This is a genomic window from Paenibacillus sp. FSL P2-0089, assembly GCF_038595095.1.
GTDB lineage: Bacteria > Bacillota > Bacilli > Paenibacillales > Paenibacillaceae > Paenibacillus_AQ > Paenibacillus_AQ silagei.
This window is the reverse complement of sequence record NZ_CP152006.1, coordinates 6,031,434-6,049,656: the sequence shown is the minus strand read 5'-3', so window position 1 is coordinate 6,049,656 and position 18,223 is coordinate 6,031,434. Positions and strand designations below refer to the sequence as shown.

The 18,223-nt window shown below is 54.3% G+C and carries 14 protein-coding genes; 6 read left to right on the top strand and 8 right to left on the bottom strand.

Features of this window, described 5'->3' with window-relative positions:
• Positions 1 to 385: 385 nt before the first annotated feature.
• From NST69_RS25415 to NST69_RS25405, 3 genes are all read right to left on the bottom strand, one after another.
• Positions 386 to 2,263 (bottom strand): glycosyltransferase, encoded by a 1,878-nt coding sequence (locus tag NST69_RS25415; RefSeq protein ID WP_342547463.1) that lies wholly within the window; start codon positions 2,261 to 2,263, stop codon positions 386 to 388.
• Positions 2,263 to 4,332, bottom strand: coding sequence for a glycosyltransferase family 2 protein (locus NST69_RS25410; protein WP_340980256.1), 2,070 nt, complete (start codon positions 4,330 to 4,332; stop codon positions 2,263 to 2,265). The genes NST69_RS25415 and NST69_RS25410 overlap by 1 nt, the downstream gene beginning before the upstream one ends.
• A 162-nt stretch (positions 4,333 to 4,494) precedes the next feature.
• On the bottom strand, positions 4,495 to 5,313 hold the full coding sequence (locus tag NST69_RS25405; protein ID WP_342547462.1) for a DUF6385 domain-containing protein: 819 nt from the start codon (positions 5,311 to 5,313) through the stop codon (positions 4,495 to 4,497).
• Positions 5,314 to 6,026: 713 nt separating this feature from the next.
• Between NST69_RS25405 and NST69_RS25400 the strand changes: the two genes are divergently transcribed.
• The 3 genes from NST69_RS25400 (at position 6,027) to NST69_RS25390 (ending at position 8,000) form a co-directional block, all read left to right on the top strand.
• Entirely contained in the window at positions 6,027 to 6,563 is a 537-nt protein-coding gene (locus NST69_RS25400; protein WP_339250980.1) for a hypothetical protein, read from the top strand.
• 23 nt (positions 6,564 to 6,586) lie between these two features.
• Positions 6,587 to 7,165, top strand: a complete 579-nt coding sequence (locus NST69_RS25395; RefSeq protein ID WP_339250978.1) for a hypothetical protein — start codon at positions 6,587 to 6,589, stop codon at positions 7,163 to 7,165.
• A gap of 163 nt (positions 7,166 to 7,328) precedes the next feature.
• Positions 7,329 to 8,000: an alpha/beta fold hydrolase gene (locus NST69_RS25390; protein WP_340980253.1), complete on the top strand. Its 672-nt coding sequence runs from the start codon at positions 7,329 to 7,331 to the stop codon at positions 7,998 to 8,000.
• Positions 8,001 to 8,179: 179 nt separating this feature from the next.
• Here the strand turns inward: NST69_RS25390 and NST69_RS25385 are convergent, their stop codons facing one another.
• Positions 8,180 to 9,208 carry a LacI family DNA-binding transcriptional regulator gene (locus NST69_RS25385; RefSeq protein ID WP_340980252.1) on the bottom strand — a complete coding sequence of 343 codons (1,029 nt, stop codon included), beginning with the start codon at positions 9,206 to 9,208 and terminating at the stop codon, positions 8,180 to 8,182.
• Positions 9,209 to 9,324: 116 nt separating this feature from the next.
• Here NST69_RS25385 and NST69_RS25380 point away from each other — a divergent pair, with 116 nt between their 5' ends.
• On the top strand, positions 9,325 to 11,025 hold the full coding sequence (locus tag NST69_RS25380) for an alpha amylase N-terminal ig-like domain-containing protein (RefSeq protein WP_340980251.1): 1,701 nt from the start codon (positions 9,325 to 9,327) through the stop codon (positions 11,023 to 11,025).
• A gap of 60 nt (positions 11,026 to 11,085) precedes the next feature.
• Here NST69_RS25380 and NST69_RS25375 read toward each other — a convergent pair whose 3' ends face one another.
• The gene (locus NST69_RS25375; RefSeq protein ID WP_340980249.1) at positions 11,086 to 12,195 is read right to left on the bottom strand and encodes a M23 family metallopeptidase; all 1,110 of its coding nucleotides are present in this window, start codon (positions 12,193 to 12,195) and stop codon (positions 11,086 to 11,088) included.
• A 233-nt stretch (positions 12,196 to 12,428) separates the two neighbouring features.
• Between NST69_RS25375 and lipA the strand changes: the two genes are divergently transcribed.
• Positions 12,429 to 13,334, top strand: a complete 906-nt coding sequence (gene lipA, locus NST69_RS25370) for a lipoyl synthase (protein ID WP_340980248.1) — start codon at positions 12,429 to 12,431, stop codon at positions 13,332 to 13,334.
• 337 nt (positions 13,335 to 13,671) lie between these two features.
• Positions 13,672 to 14,349, top strand: a complete 678-nt coding sequence (locus tag NST69_RS25365) for a YutD-like domain-containing protein (RefSeq protein WP_340950388.1) — start codon at positions 13,672 to 13,674, stop codon at positions 14,347 to 14,349.
• Between the two features lie 148 nt (positions 14,350 to 14,497).
• Here NST69_RS25365 and NST69_RS25360 read toward each other — a convergent pair whose 3' ends face one another.
• The 3 genes from NST69_RS25360 to NST69_RS25350 all read right to left on the bottom strand — a co-directional run bounded on the left by NST69_RS25360 (position 14,498) and on the right by NST69_RS25350 (position 18,132).
• On the bottom strand, positions 14,498 to 15,949 hold the full coding sequence (locus tag NST69_RS25360; RefSeq protein ID WP_036722086.1) for a S41 family peptidase: 1,452 nt from the start codon (positions 15,947 to 15,949) through the stop codon (positions 14,498 to 14,500).
• 34 nt (positions 15,950 to 15,983) lie between these two features.
• Complete coding sequence (locus tag NST69_RS25355) at positions 15,984 to 17,162, bottom strand: stalk domain-containing protein (RefSeq protein WP_342547461.1); 1,179 nt, start codon at positions 17,160 to 17,162, stop codon at positions 15,984 to 15,986.
• Between the two features lie 172 nt (positions 17,163 to 17,334).
• Positions 17,335 to 18,132 (bottom strand): NAD kinase, encoded by a 798-nt coding sequence (locus tag NST69_RS25350; protein ID WP_076081552.1) that lies wholly within the window; start codon positions 18,130 to 18,132, stop codon positions 17,335 to 17,337.
• Between the last annotated feature and the right edge of the window lie 91 nt (positions 18,133 to 18,223).

The following is an 18,223-nucleotide window of genomic DNA, read 5'->3' as shown; positions in this document are numbered from 1 at the left end:
AACCTATTATCACTCTAACCGATGATTTAAGGCAGCATATCCGCCTTTAAGCGCCGTGGAGTCCGTAACTCTTCCCAGTCATGCGTTTTCTCCAAAATAAACGCCCCTCAGTCCGCAACGCCCAGGCAACTGACACTCTGCTGAATAAAAACGGACTATGCAGGGATAGTTGCAGAACGTACACCTAAAACGAGCGAAAAGGCACACTTTCATTGGATAACTGTAGTCTGTACAACTAAATCTGCCCAAAAAGGGGAGAGGGAAGAATCAACGGATGTTTAAATGTACGAAGTACAACTAAACCGGAAATTGGCGAGCAATCAGGCGTTTTAGTTGTACCAAATACAATTAAGGCTTATCGCAACTCCGATCATCTGATGACATACTAATCGGTTGATCTGGGAAGCGGAAGAGTGAGACGCGCAGCCGCAGCAGCCGGTGAATATATGGCCGAAGTTACGAGCGCAGCCAGAACCTTGTCAGCCAAAAGAATCAAGGGCTGCACAGCCGCAGCAATAGCAGATAAGGGGAGTGAGGTGTTCCCGTCCGCCGGGTTAACTGCAGGATGATTTAGCAGCCCGGTGATATCATCGTAGCTCAGCTCAGCTGCGGAAGCTGCTTCCGCCCGCTGCAACAGCTCCAACAAATCAGCAGTAGGCGGCACCTCCAGCCCTGCATCATCTACCGCTCCAGCACCTACCCCAGCATCGATCTCACCCGCACTCTGCGCCGCCGCATCCACCGCTCCCGCATCTTGCAACACGCCATCGATCTCACCCGCACTCTGCGCCGTAGCATCCACCACTCCCGCATCTTGCATCACGCCATCGATCTCATCCGCACTCTGCGCCGTAGCATCCACCACTCCCGCATCTTGCATCACGCCATCGATCTCACCCGCACTCTGCGCCGTAGCATCCACCGCTCCCGCATCTTGCATCACGCCATCGATCTCACCCGCACTCTGCGCCGCCGCATCCCTCTCTTCCGCCGCCACACCAGATCCCACACCGCCCTCAAGCATATCAGCCGCCGCTGTGTAACAGCCATCCCTTACCAGCAGGCGCAGTAGCTCCTGGCGCTGCTCCGTCAGGATGCCGGGCAGCTGCCCGGCCAGCCAGCCGTGAAGCTCAGGTTCGCGGCCCGTGCATTTGAACAGGCGCGTGAGCCGGGGGATCAGCGGCCAGGGGTCCGGCTGGAGCTGGGCTGCCCTGGTGAAGCAGGCTGCCGCTTCATGCGCTTCGCCGATCTGCTGGCAGACTTGCCCCAGCAGCGTATGGGTGAGATAGGTGCCTAACCCGGATTCTGTATGGTAGAGGGGAGGCGAGGCACCGATCTCCAGTGCCCGGAACAGCGCGGTCTTGGCTTCGGCTAAGGCAGACACCTGTAGCAGCAGCGCCCCCTTGAGATGGTGAAGATCGGGATAATCCGGGAAAAGCGTGCTTCCCTGCCCGCAGGTCTCCAGCGCACCCGGGTAATCACCGGTTACCGCCAGGCAGCGGACTTTGTATTTATAGAGCAGGTGAACATAGCTGGTACCCGGCTGGGCCATGTTCAGCGAGGTGCCGATATGCTCCAGCGCCTGCCCGTAATCGCCAAGCCGCATATATTCAACCGCCAGATTGAAATGCTGAAAAGCATCTCCAGGACTTTGCTCCAGCTGCTGCTTCAGCAATCCGAGATTACGGCTGATTTTATCTTTCCGCTCCACGACTCCGTCGGCATAGCCGTAGTGATGGACAATGACGGTGCCCATATGCATCGCGGCATCCGGGTTCTCCTGCACAATGACAGCCGCAATCTGCTCATGAATAATGCCGCTGAAGCGATAATTCGGGCGGTTCTTGAACATCCGGAGGATCGGGTTGACCGTAAGAGTCTGCGAAGCACGCTCCGTCCCCTGATGATTATGAATCCGCACAAAAAAAGCCTCATACTCCGTATGCTTCGCGCATACCAGCAGCTCCTCCCGGCTCCCCGGCTCCAGCTCCTCGTCTGCATCCAGCACCAGAATCCAGGTGCCTTGCGCCAGGGCCAGACCGGCATTGCGTGCGGCGGCAAAATCCCCGTTCCACGGGTAATCGATGATCCGGGCACCGAAGCTGCGGGCAATGGATCGGGTGGCGTCGGTGGAGCCGGTGTCCACAATGATGATTTCATCCGCAGCCCCGCGCGCACTCCGCAGACAGCGGGCCAGGTTGTCGGCTTCATTTTTGACAATCATGCATAAGGAAATCAGCGGTTGGTGTGGTTTCGTGGTCATTAGCTCAGACCTGCTCCTCTCTGCCGTTGGGTGTAATTCCACTTCGTATGCCAAGGGGTGCGGCGCAGCACCGCGATGGATTGAACCACCGCTGCACTGTCCTCCTGAAGCGGGCCATGAGGCGGTTGCCCCTTCCCCTGTAGTCGTTCTACAGCTTCTGCGAGACGCTGCTCCGCCAGATGAAGATAACAGAGCGCTAGTCCGGTGCTAACTGCATCGTCTGCAGGGGATTCCCCCAAGGCAAGCCGGTACCAGCTGGCAGCTTCCGCATAATGTCCTTTATCGATGAGCAGTTCTCCGAGATACCGTAGGGTTGCCCCTGAAGCTTCCTTGCTGCCTGCAAGGCCAATGAACAGTTCCCCCGCTTCTGCACGCCAGCCTTCCTCATAGAGCGCCTCTGCCAGAGTGCTTGTATGCGCTGGGAAGCGTTCAACGAGCCGCTTGCCCAGGGCGATGAACTGGTGCTTCACAGCAAGCCGGATGACCTCGGCAAGCAGAGGGGATTCCCCGAAGGCGGCGAACTCCGCTTGCTGCACGGCAGCATCGGACGACAACCTTGCATCGATCTCCAGCAATTCGGAACGCACTTCCGCAGGTGATTGCAGCCAGAGCTCCTCTTGCAGCTTCTCGCCCAGTTCCCATGTCACCATGGCTTCAAGGAGCCATAGCTGCCGCACCGTTTCTGTGTTCAATCCTCCGGCTGAGAGCTGTAGAGTGCCGGCCCGCAGCTTGTCGGCTGTCTTCCTGAACGAATGATATTTTCCGGTAATGATCCAGGAAGACAGCAGGAACAGCAAGGTGTCCTCCTCCAGCGGGCAGACCGCAGGCGGCAGCTCTGCAATTGCCTTATAAGCGCCCAGCCGATATAAAGTACCGATAATTGCGGTTCTGGCAGCACGCTGTGCTGTGCCGGTCAGCTGTATCAAGAGTGCGGCGATCTCTCCCTCCGGCACCTCCAGCTCCTGAAAAGCAGCAGCGATCCCCTCCAAAGCGGGGAGATACAGGGAGTGCTGCTGAAGCGCACGATGATACAACTGCGCGGCCTCCTTTTGCTTCCCGAGCTGCTGGAAAATGGCCCCCATCCGGTGCAGCGGGCGGAAGCTGTCCATGCCCTGTTCAGTGACGTATGCTCTGCGCGGAGTCGGGGCAGACGAGGTATCTATGGCGTGCTGGTAAGACTGGACGGCGCGCTCATAGAATCCTTGGTTCTCCCACGACTGGCCCTGCATGTAATGCAGGTCGGGATAATCTCCATAACGTGTCAGCTCGCGGGTCAGCAGGCTGTCGACCGCTTTCACATTACCGGCGGCCAGATCAATTTTGCACAGATCGCGAATGATCGAGGGACGGTAAGAAGCCTGAAGCGGAGCGAGGGTAAGACTCTGGCGCAGCAGTTCTCCGGCTTCCTCCAGCCGTCCGTCCTGACAGCAGGTGACTGCCAGATTATAACGGCTGAACACATCGTCAGGCTCTTCCGCAAGCGCAAGCCGCAGCAGGTGCTCGTTGCGGCTGATTTTATGCTTGGCGCGCATGACCGGGGGCAGGTAGCCGAAGTGAAGAATCTCTATTGGACTGGCCTCGATGGAGGCGGACCCATGTTTTGTGAGAATAGAGGACTCTACACTTTCGTGAATTCTCCCGCTGAAAAGATAGCCCTGCCCACCCCGGAACAGCCGCACAGGATGGTGATACAGACGATCCTCGGGCCTGCTTCCCAGCAGGTTCTCTATGCGCACCGTGTACGCTTCGGCTGTGCTGCCTCCGAGAATCTCCTTGATTGAATCTATGGAAGTCTGAAGGATTTCATCTGCATCCAGGACCAGTATCCAACTGCTGGCCGCATGGGAGAGACCGGTATTGCGTGCGTCTGAGAAATGGTGGTTCCACTGGGCTTCAATGACCGTTGCCCCGTATCTCCGGGCGATTTCCACGGACTGGTCCGTGGAGCCGGTATCGACCACGATGATTTCATCGGCGCCCTGCAGACTAGCTAGGCAACGTGGGAGCAGCTCGGCTTCATTGTTGACTATGAGCTGTACTCCTAGTGTAGGTTTGGCAGATTGATTCAAGATCGTTCCTCCTTCGCGGGCCTTAATTCCTCCGGGTATTCTGCAAAAATAAGAATGTACATGCGTTGCTGCCGTCTTATGTAGATGCGGAATAACGCACAGCCAAGAGTACATGGGTATCCATGCACTCTTGGCTCCTGCATCGTATGACGGAAATTATGCTTACGTTCCTTGTGCATCAAAAATAACATTAAGCGTAGAAGCCGCACCCGGCGTGGCGGATTGATAGGAGAGGCGGGTGTATTTCAGGAACCGGGCAGGCACAATAACGTCTACAGAACCTGCTGGCAGCGGATTGTCTCCGGTCGTATCGACGAAATAGTTGGTTCCGTCTGCACTGATCTCGACCCGTGTATTCACCGGATTGGCTCCGGTATTCACAATGAAGTAGGAATAGGTGCCAAGGACACTGGTATTGTTGGCCGGCAGCGGCGTATAGGTATCCGAGGTTGCAATTGCCGTTGTAGGCAGCTCAATGAAGCTGCGCTGGGAAATAGACGTTACGCTGCTCAGAGTACCAGCAGTGATAGTCGCACCAAGCACGCTAGTAATGGTACCATCCAACAGGTTGGTCACCGTACCAGCGGATGTTAAAGTACCAGCAGTGATAGTCGCACCAAGCACGCTAGTAATCGTACCGTCCAACAGGTTAGTCACCGTACCAGCAGATGTTAAAGTACCAGCAGTGATAGTCGCACCAAGCACGCTAGTAATGGTACCAGCGAGGATGTTCGTTACTGTACCAGCAGATGATAGAGTACCAGCAGTGATAGTCGCACCAAGCACGCTAGTAATCGTACCGTCTAAGAGGTTGGTCACCGTACCAGCAGATGATAGAGTACCGGCAGTGATAGTCGCGCCAAGCACGCTAGTAATCGTACCGTCTAAGAGGTTGGTCACCGTACCAGCGGATGTTAAAGTACCAGCAGTGATAGTCGCACCAAGTACGCTAGTAATCGTACCGTCTAAGAGGTTGGTCACCGTACCAGCAGATGTTAAAGTACCAGCAGTGATAGTCGCACCAAGCACGCTAGTAATCGTACCGTCTAAGAGGTTGGTCACTGTACCAGCAGATGATAGAGTACCGGCAGTGATAGTCGCACCAAGCACGCTAGTAATCGTACCGTCTAAGAGGTTGGTCACCGTACCAGCGGATGTTAAAGTACCAGCAGTGATAGTCGCACCAAGCACGCTAGTAATCGTACCGTCTAAGAGGTTGGTCACCGTACCAGCAGATGTTAAAGTACCAGCAGTGATAGTCGCACCAAGTATACTAGAGATGGTGCCGTTCAAAATGACGGTGGTCAGGTTCCCGCTGGTATCCGTAGTTAGCGGCCGGTCGATCAGGGTCGAGGGGTCCCGCCCAAAAATAAGTGTGCGCAAATTATCCGGATTGGCCTGAAATGAACTGAAATTTGGCAAATGGAGTCATCCTTTCTGTGGGCGATTTCTGCCGTCAGCCTGCTCATGAAAAGACCCAAACCGTCGTCTGGGTCCATAAGCATGTATAGGCTGCCGGGTTAATAGAGAGAAGCATGAGTTGGACAGGACCATTCGAATGGTGTGATATTAGGATATGGAGCTTTTAAGAGAATGACTGGGTTAGCCCTGCAAAAATACGCAGCCGCCAAACAACCTGCCGGACAGCTTCGCATACTATGAAAATATGCTAGACCGACAGAAGGAGTGAGAATATGCCGAATGAGACTGTATTTAATCAGAATAGCCAGCCGCTGTATACCGAGCAGGTTAACACCTATATTGCACCCGGGATCGATACTCTGCCTGAAGCGGGAGCCGCGATGTCAGGTTTATTGTTTGGGATTCCTTTTGCCTCCACGGTGGGTACTTCAACCCCGCTTGTCATGCAGATAGCTAATCCCGGCGGCAGCGGACGTACCTTGTATATCTCCCGCATCATCGCAAGCACGGGAACAGCGTCGGTCACCTTAACCTTGCTGCGTAATGCAACGGTGAGTGGATCAACAGTCACCCCGGTCAACTATAATTTCGGGAGCTCGGTCACAAGCGTCGGCACTGCCCGGACCGCAACGGCTGCGCCTACAGGTTCTCCGGCAACATTAATGTCGATGCTGCTGGCCATAGGTCCGGTCATCCTTAATATGGACGGCAGGATGATCCTGCCTCCCGGCAACTCTCTTACGATATCGGTAACCATTGCGTCAGGGAGTACTGCGGCAACAGGCAACATCAGCTGGTGGGAATTTTAGAACGGAAGAGGAGGAGAAGAACCATGCCCAACAACTATGTAATCAATGACAATGACCAGCCGGTCTATGTGGAAATGACGAACACCTTCCGTGCCCCGGATATCAGTGCCCCGCCAGAGATCAGCGCTTCGCAGGCCGCCGTATTATTCTCGGCGAATGCCTCGAACTCGGCAACGATCGTGCTGTCGCTTCTCTCGGCTGTTATTTCAGTCCGCATCAGTAATCCTGCGGGCAGCGGCCGGACCTTGTATCTGTCCCGGATCAGCGGCAGTATCGGCGGCACCTCGGTGCTGACCTCGATCTCTGGCAGCTTTACCATTGTCAAAGGAGGCACAATTTCTTCACCGTCCACGGTGACGCCGGTAAATAATAATCTGGCCAGCGCGGCAGCAAGCAGCATGACGGTCCAGTCCTCCACCGCAGCTATTTCCGGGGGCAACGTGCTGGCGAGTTATCAGATTGCTCCGGGAGTGTTCAGTCCGGCTTTTACTGGCAGTATTATAGTCCCTCCGAACAATGTCATCAGCATCAGCGTAAGTTCATCAAGCGCGGCAGTCGGGACGATTATATCTGCGCTAAGCCTGAACTGGTGGGAGAGATAGCGGGCCAATGCTTCAGTACCTCTATAGCCGCTTTGAGAGAATAGACTTTGAAATTGTAAGGGGGGTATATTCACGCTATGCAAAACCGTGCCCACTTGACTTCAGCGTGGTTAAGGTTTATTTTTCTATAAATGGATGAATTAGAAGATTGGGAGGAGGAAGCATGGAGAGCTGTCTGTTTATACACGGCTTCACCGGAGGCGAATACGAGATTTCTCCGCTTGCGCAGTTTCTGGAGGCGAACGGATATGCGGCCAGAATGTTTACCTTGCATGGACATGGAGGCAGCAGAAGGGAGCTGCTCCATTCAAGCCGGGGGGACTGGCAGCTAAGCGCCGAGGAGGAGCTGAAGCAGCTATTCTCAAGCGTCGAAAAAGTGCATCTGATCGGCTTCTCTACCGGAGCGCTGATTGCATCTCGGCTATCCGTTCAGTATGCTTCCAGGATTCAGTCGCTCACCTTGTTGTCAACCCCGGTGTATCCGCTCAACCCGGCCGAGATTCTGCGCACACTGGTCCGCCCGGAGATGCTCCGGAATTATCTCAGCAAATGGGGTTCTACACCCATGAGAGCCACGCGGGAGTTCCAGCGGCTGGTGCGTGAGAGCTTCGAGGTTTATCCGCAGCTGAAGGTGCCGACCTTGATTGTACAGGGCAGGCGGGATCATCTGGTGAAATTCAAAAGTGCGGACTATCTCCGGCAGACGATCCCCTCGGAACGCAGACAGGTGCTGATTATGGAGCAAAGCGGACATATGGTCTGCCATAGCGCGGAGAGTCCCGCCATGATGGATGAAGTGCTCCGGTTTATCCGCCGCGCCGGCGATTCCGGGTAGACGAAGAACCCTTCCAGGGCTGGAAAGGGTTCTTCGGTCTGTCGCTGCTTTTATGATTATACGTTGACATTGAGGAGGGGGCGTGGTATTTTCAGCTTAAGGAAACCGGTTTCCTATTGAAAAGGATGATTACCGTCCTCCCGCTATTCTTCTATTCCGTTATTGCGTGATTCCGTTAGTTATTCCGCAGCATCTCCGCCGCTTCGCTTGGAAGATAACCGGGGAATCAACTCCGGCTCCAGCAGTTGTCCGCTCACAGCAGCTTCTTTGTTATCCAGCTTGTCCATTAATAATCGTCCTGCGGATGCGCCGAGCTGGAAGGTATCCATATCGAGTGAAGTCAGCGGAGGAGTGGTGTAGGGGGACAAGGGATATTCATCGAACGTGGCAATGCCCAGCTGTGAAGGAATGGAGATATTCAATTCCCGGGCCGCCTGCAGCACGCCGTAAGCAGAGAAGTTACTCATGCAGACGATGGAGTCGGGGGGATTCGCACTTTGCAGGAGCTGCTTGGCTGCCTGATAGCCATCCTCCTCCACCGCCCGGCCATTGATGATCCAGCCGCTCTGCACAGCCATTCCCGCCTCGCTGAGTGCCCGCTGATAGCCGGCTGCACGGCGCAGGAAGAGCGGCTCATCCTTCTCGCCGCCGATGAAGGCTACAGACCGGTAGCCCTGGTCCAGCAGATGCCGGGTCAGCATGAATCCGCCCAGCTCATTGTCGCAATCGACCCAGATTCCCGGAGCGTTGATCTCACCGATGGAGATATAGGGGAACTCAAGCCGGTTCAGCTCCGCGCACAGCTCAGGAGTCAGCACCGAGGTGTTGGCAATAATGCCGTCCACCCGCTTATTCAGCACCAGCCTCTGCAGGAAATGCCCCTCCGCATGGTCATGCTGGATATTGGCAATGGTCAGCTCATATTTCAGAGGACCAATGATGCTCTCCACCCCGCCGATAATGTTATAAAAGAACTGATTGAGAAACTCGCTTTCCTTGGACATATCAATGAGGATAGCTATCGTATTGCTGCTCTGTCTGGCAAGTCCGGTGGCGATGCTGCTTGGGGTATAGTTCATCTGCTTGATGATGTCCCGGACCCGGGCCTTCGTTTCCTCGGATATTTTGGGAGAGTCGTTCATGACCTTGGATACAGTGGATTTGGCGACACCCGCTGCCTGGGCGATATCCTTAATAGTAACTTTCATAGCTTTCCCTCCCGTCCTTACGGTATGGTACGCCCTAATGGCGAACCTTGTTCTACCTGTCATAATAACACAGTTGCTGAGACTGCTCTATGCGGCATAAAAGGAGACTATACAGTATGCTTACCCGGTTATTCGTATATCACACAGCGGAGGACCCTTTTGCCTTCCCGGCAGGCCCCCGCCTGCTTAAACTCAGACTATTCGTGCAGAGCGGACAGTCCTTGTCCTGCACGGTTGTCCACGCTGACCGTTATGATTCACCCGGCCATGAGCTTCCGCAAGAGATGGAGCGGATCGGCTGTGCCGGAGCGTATGACATTCATGAAGCCCTTATTCCTGCCGAGACTGGCAAATGCCGGTATCTGTTCCACATCGGGAATCCCGCAGGTGAATACATATGGTATGGGGAGCGGGGAAGCTCGGAGAACAGGGACCAGGCGGGTGCCTTTCAATATGCCTATATTCACCGCCCGCAGGCTATTGCGCTGCCTGCCTGGAGTTCAGACACGGTGGTCTATCAGATTTACCCCGAGAGCTACCATCAGGGGACGCTTCAAGGCATTACAGACAAGCTTACATACTTGCAAGAGCTTGGCGTGACTGCTATTTATATGACGCCAATCTTTGAATCGCCTTCCGGGCATAAGTATAATACTTCCGATTACTATAAGGTAGACCCTGGATTCGGGACGCTTGAGGATCTGAAGATGCTGGTCGGGACTGCCCACCGGCTGGGAATGAAGGTTCTGCTGGATGCGGTCTTTAATCATTCCGGCGATACCTTTTTTGCCTTCCGGGATGTGCTGGAGCATGGGGAGGCTTCGCGCTACAAGGACTGGTTCTATATCCATTCCTTCCCGGTCAGCGGGGCGCCGGCTCCCGGCTATGAGACCTTCGCCAAGGCGGAGGCGAGTATGCCTAAGCTCAATATGGATCATCCCGAGGTAGCAGATTACATGATGGACGTAGCCAGGTATTGGGTGCGGGAAGCGGGGATCGACGGCTGGAGGCTGGATGTGGCCAACGAGGTGACTCCGGCCTTCTGGACAAGACTGCGTCGGGAGCTGAAGGCGGAATTCCCGGACCTTCTGCTGATCGGCGAGATTATGCATGCTTCCGGGCCCTGGCTGCGGGGAGACCAGTTCGACGGCGGGATGAATTACCTGCTGCGGGATGCGGTGCTGGAGTTTTTTGCAGCGCAGTCTGCGGGGCCGTCGCGGTTCATGGAGCAGCTGCTGCACCAGGAGGCCTTGTACAATGATCAGGCCAATTCGGCGATGTTCCAGCTGCTGGGCAGCCACGATACGCTGCGTTTCCTGACCGCCTGCAAGGAGGGGGGCCGGGGCTGGGACCGGGAAGCTACGGCAATGAGCCGGATGCGGCTGGCTGTCTTTTTCCAGATGACTTATATTGGGCTGCCGATGATCTATTACGGGGATGAGGTTGGAATGGAAGGCGCTACAGACCCGCATTGCCGGCAGCCGATGCTCTGGGAGGAGCAGGCTCAGCATACCGGACTGCTGGACTGGTACAAGCGGCTGATCTCGCTGAGAACAGAGCATGAGGTGCTGCGCCGTGGGGCCTTCCGCCCCTGGTTCACAGATGAGACGCGGGTGATCCTTGGCTATGTCCGGCGCAGCGGGCAGGATCGGATGGGGCTAATTATCAATAACTCCCCCAACCGCTACCATCTGGAGCTGCCCGCCTACCGTTCGGACACCAAAGTGCTGACTGAGCTGTTAAGCGGACTCACCCTCCGCAGCTCAAGCAAGCTTCTTGTGGAGATCGAGCCATTTGGCTGTCTGATGCTGCACTAACCTGTAACCTCTGTCCACGGTAAAAGAGTAACGGACTCTGAGGGACGCAGCAAGCGGGTGTTATTTCTTCTTTTTGTTTTGTCTCAGCAGCCGGAATTCCTTGTTCTCCCATTGCTTGAGCAGCGGATAAGGATCGAAGGCCCACTCCGTAATGCCGCGGTCACGGTAGATGCCATAATGCAGGTGGGGCGGGAACTTGCCCTGTGTGCCCGGGCTGCCATAACCGGAGCTGCCGACCCAGCCGATGGTCTGTCCCGGAGTGACAATATCCCCGCGCAGCAGGGACTTCTCATACCCCATCAGGTGGGCATAATAATGGTAGCGGTTCTCGATATCGCGGATACCGATGCGCCATCCGCCGTAGCGGTTCCAGCCCTTGGTCTCGACAATGCCGAAGCAGGTGCTGCGCACCGTCAAGCCATGCGGCGCGAACAGATCCGTACCTTCGTGAATGCGCGCGCCGCCCCAGCTCCGGCCGGTGCCCCAGGTGCTGCGGTAGGCATAATTAGTCCCGATCGGCAGCGGAAATGCGCTGCCGGACAGGTCCAGCCGTCCGAAATGCTCATATAGCTTGGCGAACTGGGAGACGCGCTGGGCGGCCCGCCCGTTATGATAATACTCCCAGATCCCTATATTGAAATCCGTAGCGGAATCCCCGTACTTGAGCAGGTGGCGGGCCATGCTGTAGAGCACATCGGCATCGCTCTCGGGATCGGCGATGCCGTCTCCCGAGCCGTCCAGCCCGAAGCCGCCGAAAAAGCGGATCGACTCCGGCTGCTTGTCGTCCTGATCCGGATTCAGCGGACCGGACCATACGGGCGCCGGAATCATAATTCCGGTAAGCCGTGGCTTAGCCGCTGCAGAAGTGCTATCTGCGGCGGCTGTTTTTTTGCTTTTCCTGGCGATGGACCGTTCATACTGATCGATGGCAGCGAAGCGGTACCAGGGAATGCCGGTTGCCGCACCCATCTGCTCAAAGAGCTGCTTGCGGTCAGCGGCGGCAGTCTCTTTGCTGTCTGCGGGAGCAGGACTGCCCGAGCTCAGTTCGGGAATTTTATGATAACGGGCAGCTTGGGTACTTTCGGCAGGACTACCGCTCCAGAGCAGGGCGGCGGCAGACATACACATCAAGGTTCTCCGGGTGTAGGGGCTCTTTATTAAAGCCAGCATGATCTCATCCTCCTGCGTTTGGGCGCATGAATTGCATATAGGTTTGCGGAAGCGGCACTCGGGCCAGATGCTTTTCTTTAGATTGAAGCAAAAGGACTTTTTTTATCCATGACTGCTCCAAGGTTCACAAAAACAGGCAAAGGACTACTTCACATGCTATAATATGAGGCAGCAACTTTTGACTGTGAAATAAATTGACATGACATTCAGCTCGAAAGCGGGGTCTCATCACTTTGACTAATCGAACAGCCAAACAGCCCAAGCCAGACTGGATCAAAATCAAGTTAACCACCGGTGAGGAATATCAGGAAATCAAGGGTATGATGCGCTCGAAGACGTTACATACCGTATGCGAGGAAGCACGCTGCCCGAATATTTATGAATGCTGGGCTAACCGCACGGCGACCTTCATGATTCTGGGGGATATTTGTACGCGCGCTTGCCGCTTCTGTGCGGTGAATACAGGCCTGCCGACCGAGCTGGACCTGCTGGAGCCGGAACGAGTGGCAGAGGCTGCCGAAGGCATGCAGCTTAAGCATTGTGTGGTTACGAGCGTGGCCCGCGATGATCTGAAGGATGGGGGTGCGGCGATTTTTGCCGAGACTGTGTCCGCGATCCGTAAGCGCCTTCCTCTATGCAGCATTGAAGTGCTGATTCCTGATTTTCTGGGGGACCGCGAGAGCCTGGAGACCGTGATGAACAGCCGTCCGGATATCCTGAATCACAATATCGAGACTGTGGAGCGGATGTCCGACCGTGTCCGGGCCAGGGCCAAGTACCGCCGTTCCCTGGAGCTGCTGCGCCGGGCCAAGGAGATGAAGCCGGAGATTCCGACCAAATCGAGCATTATGCTTGGCGTCGGTGAGGAGTGGGATGAGATTCTGCAGGCGATGGATGACCTTAGAGCCGTAGATTGTGATATATTGACATTAGGACAATATCTTCAGCCTTCGCCGAAGCATCTGAATGTGGAGAAATACTATCCGCCGGAGGAGTTCGCGGTGCTGAAGGAAGAGGGCTTGAAGCGCGGCTTCAGCCATGTGGAGGCCGGCCCGCTGGTGCGCAGCTCTTATCGTGCCCATGAGCAGGTGAAGTCTGCTGCGGTGGCCCGTGAGGCGCGTTCCGTTTCACAGGCATAGGTAGGTCTTTTAGTCTATTTGCGTTGGGTTCGATTTTATACAAATTTGTGTAAACAAGTTTGCCGCGTGACGGAGTCACAGTAGATAGGTTTTGGTTTTTAATGTTTTTAGATTTTAAGGTTTAGGTTTGTTTTTAAAAGGGGTTGAAGGGTCGAAAGAACCAATGCCGCGATAGCCGGCGAGGTTCTTGGGTGACGTTTCCCACCCTCACGTTGATGGAGTCATGGAGAGGGATTTTGAAATTGTAGGAGCGGCAGCGTCCGGTAATTCAAAATCCCGCGCAATGACGGCTTATCAACGCCCCCCTAGATATCATTGAAAGGCAGGCGACACACGCTTGATCGTTATAGGTGGAAAAGGTTACGAGCTGATGCTCGATCATAAGGATGGCTGGAACCCTGAGGCTTTTCGCGGAAGATACAGCGAAGTGCTGGACCGGTACGATTATATCATCGGTGACTGGGGCTACAGCCAATTGCGCCTCAAAGGCTTTTACCGGGATAATCACCCTAAAGTGAACCGGGACACGGCCATCTCAGGCATGGTGGATTATATTAACGAATACTGTAACTTTGGTTGTGCGTACTTTGTGCTGCATAAGCTGAAGGAGTCCCCGCAGGAGGGAAGCTTCAAGGATATTCTGATCAAGGAAATCCCGGAGCCGGAGCTAGACGAGGATCTGGAGCAGGATGCTGAACAGGTGGTAACGGTAAAAGAACACCGGGAGCCGCAGACGAAGGGTGCAGGCCGGGAGCATGTAACCAAAGACAGACCGGTGCGTGAGCACCAGAGCCGCAATCACCGTAACAAAGAAGGCCAGGGCAAGAAGAACCATAAAGAGTTCCAGGGCAGAGGCCAGCAAGGCCAACCGAATAATGCCCGGCAGAACAGAGAACACAAAGACAACCATTCCAACCGGTCTAACAAGCAGGCGAATCAGAATAAGCAGGATAGACCGGAGAAGCAGGACAACCAGAGCAGACAGGATAGTAACCAGAACAAGCAGGACAACTAGAACGATAGCCAAGGGGACAGCATGTACCCCCGGTTTCTCAATGTAACTCAAAAAGCCTCTTCAGCACACTAGCTGAAGGGGCTTTTTCTAATTCTATGGGCGGGCGAGAGGGCACGGGCCAAAGGTATGCGAAAAACCGCTGACGATTCTATTTCACAGCTAATTTCAGCTGTTTCAGTGAAGCATTGTAGCTCCATACGAGCGCAGGGAACTTTTTCTTGAAGGCATTCAGCTCGATGAAGGACTCTCCGTCCTGGAACAGCGCCTCCTTGGAGGCCAGGGTGAACCCGAATACGTTACCGGCGCCGGTGGTCAGCATTACCTTTTTATTCTTGGCATCCCAGGAGACCTCATTCTCCACTAGTGCGGCGAGGACACGGGAGGCAGCATACACCTTATCGCCCTGCTTGATCAGACCTACATTTCCGGCAAAAGCAGTGCCGTTGATATCCAGGATATGATGGTCACCAGACGCGACAATCTCTTTCATGCCGGCAATTTGCAGAGCGGTAATCAACTGGGCAGTTTTGCCCTTAACCTCGATATCAGGAGCAAGCCCGATATGGTTGAAGTCCTCCTTGTTCGGAGTCAGATACTTCATGGTGGTCAGCTTCAGCTCGCCGCCGCCGGACATGGGAATCAGGCTCTGAATCCGGGCCTTTCCGTATGAGCGCGTGCCTACAACTGTAGCCAGCTTGTTGTCACGAAGTGCACCGGTTAAGGCTTCGGAGGCGCTGGCCGTATATTCATTGGTCAATACGACCACAGGCACGCCGATCTTGCTGCCGTTCGTAATTGCGACCGGCTTCAGTGTACCGGTCTGATCGGAGGTGTACATCATAATGCCGGAATCCATGAACTTCGAGACGATATTCTGGGCGCTGTCCATATAACCGCCCGTATTATCTCGCAGATCAAGAACCAGCGATTTCATGCCGCCTGAACGCATTTTGTCCAGCGCTGCGGAGAATTCCTCATCGGCAGTCTGGGTGAAGCCGTTGATGGAGATATAAGCAATTTTAGAGTTAAGCATCTTGCTGGTTACGGAGCTTGTAGCAATTTCACTGCGGGTTACCGTATAGGATTTGTTAGCTCCGTTTCTCTGAATCAGCAGAGAGACCTTCGTGCCCGCTTTGCCGCTCAGCTCATCGCCGTTCGTATCAGCCACCCGCACCCCGTTGATCTTGAGAATGGAGTCGCCGCGCTTTAGCCCCGCGGCCTCGGCCGGGGAACCGCTCATGACCTCTTCAATATATAGCTCTTTGGCCGTATACATCAGCCGGACACCGATGCCGACATATTCCAGATCGACCTGATGACCGAAGTCAGCAGCCTCCTCCTTCGTGAAGTATTGGCTATAAGGATCTTCCAATGTGCCTACCATACCGTCAATTGCACCGCGGATAAGTGTATCCTGGTCCACACCCTCAACGTTGTAATACTCCAGATATTGCATAATTTCATTGATGATCTCCGTCTTCGAGGCTTGCGCCGCTTCTGTAGAGGCAGCAGCATCTGCCGCTGAAGCAGCAGGGGCCCAGGCGATGGATAGCGCCAGACAGCCGCTTAAGAGTGCAGTAACGATTTTGGCTGATTTCATGAGTTCATTACATCCTTTAGATGAATTTTTGAATTTAGGACTGCGCGTCGAAGCCGATATGATAAGTAGTGTCGATCGTCCAGGCACCGCTCTCCGGCTTCGAGAGCAGGAGGATCAGAGACTGGGTATAGGTCTCCTTCGATTCACCGTCCGTAATCACCACTTCCGTATAGACTGCGGCTTCATAGTCAGTGTAATAGAAGACATTGGAGGAAGACACCGCATAGCTCAGATCGTAGGTTTTGAAATAATCACGCAGCTCCTCTTTGTAAGAGTCATCCTCTTCCTTATCGTACGAGGTCATCACGGCAAGGACTGCATCTGCATTGCGGGCATTCATACCCTGGTAGTATTTGCTCAGCGTATCCTTAATCCCGGTCTGATCGCCCTGTGGAAGCACAGCGGGCTTCATGCCTTGTTCGCGCGTCAGCAGCACAGAGGATTCCTGCAGCTCCATTTCGGAGATCTTCCACGCGCCGTCTTGACGGATCAGTGTATATAAATATTCGTACTGCTCATCCGGAGTATAATAACCGCCGGTTCGTACTGCTTTTTCGACAGTATAGACTGTAGCTTCATTACCTGTAACACTGAGGACTTTAAGACTCTCAATCGTGTTCTTGATGTCATATAGCTCGAACTGGGAATTCATATTGCTTACAGCTTCTGGTTTGTCTGCCCCTGCATCGACAAGCGAATAGAAGCTGCTGGCCTTCTCTTCATTATAATATTGGTTAGCTAATTGAATGATAGCCTTGATCTCCTGCTCACTGGAGGCGGAGGACGGCGATACGGTGATCTTCACGCTGCGGCTGGCTGCATCCCAGACCGCTGTGCCCCCGGTGGCTTCGGCAATGAAGCGCAAGGGTATGTAAGTGGTCCCGGCGTTCGATACAGGAGCGACTGTAAGCTGCTTGACGGTTCCATTGACGCTGGCCCGCTTGCTGCCTACCTTAAGGCTGATATCCAGCCCTGTTCCGGTGCCGGTTACCGTACCCGTCTTGGAGTCCCACAGCACCTGCAGGCCAAGCTTCTCAAAAATAACGCGGAAAGGCACGAGCACCGTATTATTCTTCAGATACGAAGTCCCTGCTGTGAAGGCAAGATTGCTGCCGTTAATATACACCTTAATGGGTTTGTCTGCGGCAAAAGCGGGAACCGCCAGCACAAGGGCCAGCAGGCTGATGCCTAGCAGGGATACTAATTTCTTCAATAGATTCGCTCCTTCAAATAGAAAACTTTGTAAAATAGAACCATTATACCATTTGGAAATTCCGTCTGTCTATTTATTCTACGGGATACTGCCAGGCTCAGTAGAGTTCCCGTCAGCCGGCATGATAAAGCCGGAGATCGGGGGCATCTCCGGCTTTATCGGCAAATACTAACTAGACCAAGAAGGCCTCCCGGACACGGTTCCAGAACGGGAAAGGGCGGTAACGGGCGAAGCTGATTTTGTGGTCAGCGACCTGAGCACGTACCGAAATCAGATCATCCACCGGAATATTATTATGGTCAATGGTCAGCAGCAGGCGCTGATCCTTGCGCGAGAAGATATCGCAGTGATGATGCTTAGGCAGCATTAGCGGCGAGCCCATGGTGCGGAATACCCGGTTATTAATGGAGGCAATTTCAGCAATCTGCAGCGCCTCGATCGAGGGGTGTACCATAGCACCTCCCAGACTTTTGTTATAAGCGGTACTGCCGGAAGGTGTGGATACACACAGGCCGTCCCCGCGGAACATTTCAAAGGTCACATCATTAATATCCACCTGGATCACAACCGTCCCGTCCACGCCCTTAAGGGTGAATTCGTTCAGGGCAATGTGCTTGCTGGAGCCGGATTTCTTATGTATTTCCAGTTCGAGCAGCGGGTACTGTACGATACGGGGTTTATGCGGCCCAACCTCTCCGCACATGTAATCAATCAAGGACGGCAGCTCTTCGGCCTGCCAGTCCGCATAGAAGCCCAAATGGCCGGTATGCACGCCTACAAATGCGAGGTTCGGGATCTGATCGATAAACGTATGAAAAGCGTGCAGCATCGTGCCGTCACCGCCAATCGAGATCACGATTTCCGGTGACTTGGCATCCAGCTCCAGATTCCGGCCTTGCGCCAGCTTGTGAAATTGCTCCGCTAGTTGGATGGATAATTCATCTCCGCGGTCCAGAACATAATATCTCAAGGTGTACAGGCTCCTTTGTGTAATTCAGTCATACACCGATCATAATCAATCTTGACCCGGAACACAATATTAGCGCTGTGAAAAGCCGGAA

What these genes read in the sequence shown, in the direction of transcription:
- NST69_RS25360 (WP_036722086.1), bottom strand. Translation starts at nt 15,949, where the DNA reads ATGAAATCAGCCAAAATCGTTACTGCACTCTTAAGCGGCTGTCTGGCG.
- NST69_RS25395 (WP_339250978.1), top strand. Translation starts at nt 6,587, where the DNA reads ATGCCCAACAACTATGTAATCAATGACAATGACCAGCCGGTCTATGTG.
- NST69_RS25390 (WP_340980253.1), top strand. Translation starts at nt 7,329, where the DNA reads ATGGAGAGCTGTCTGTTTATACACGGCTTCACCGGAGGCGAATACGAG.
- NST69_RS25400 (WP_339250980.1), top strand. Translation starts at nt 6,027, where the DNA reads ATGCCGAATGAGACTGTATTTAATCAGAATAGCCAGCCGCTGTATACC.
- NST69_RS25385 (WP_340980252.1), bottom strand. Translation starts at nt 9,208, where the DNA reads ATGAAAGTTACTATTAAGGATATCGCCCAGGCAGCGGGTGTCGCCAAA.
- NST69_RS25380 (WP_340980251.1), top strand. Translation starts at nt 9,325, where the DNA reads ATGCTTACCCGGTTATTCGTATATCACACAGCGGAGGACCCTTTTGCC.
- NST69_RS25415 (WP_342547463.1), bottom strand. Translation starts at nt 2,263, where the DNA reads ATGACCACGAAACCACACCAACCGCTGATTTCCTTATGCATGATTGTC.
- NST69_RS25375 (WP_340980249.1), bottom strand. Translation starts at nt 12,195, where the DNA reads ATGCTGGCTTTAATAAAGAGCCCCTACACCCGGAGAACCTTGATGTGT.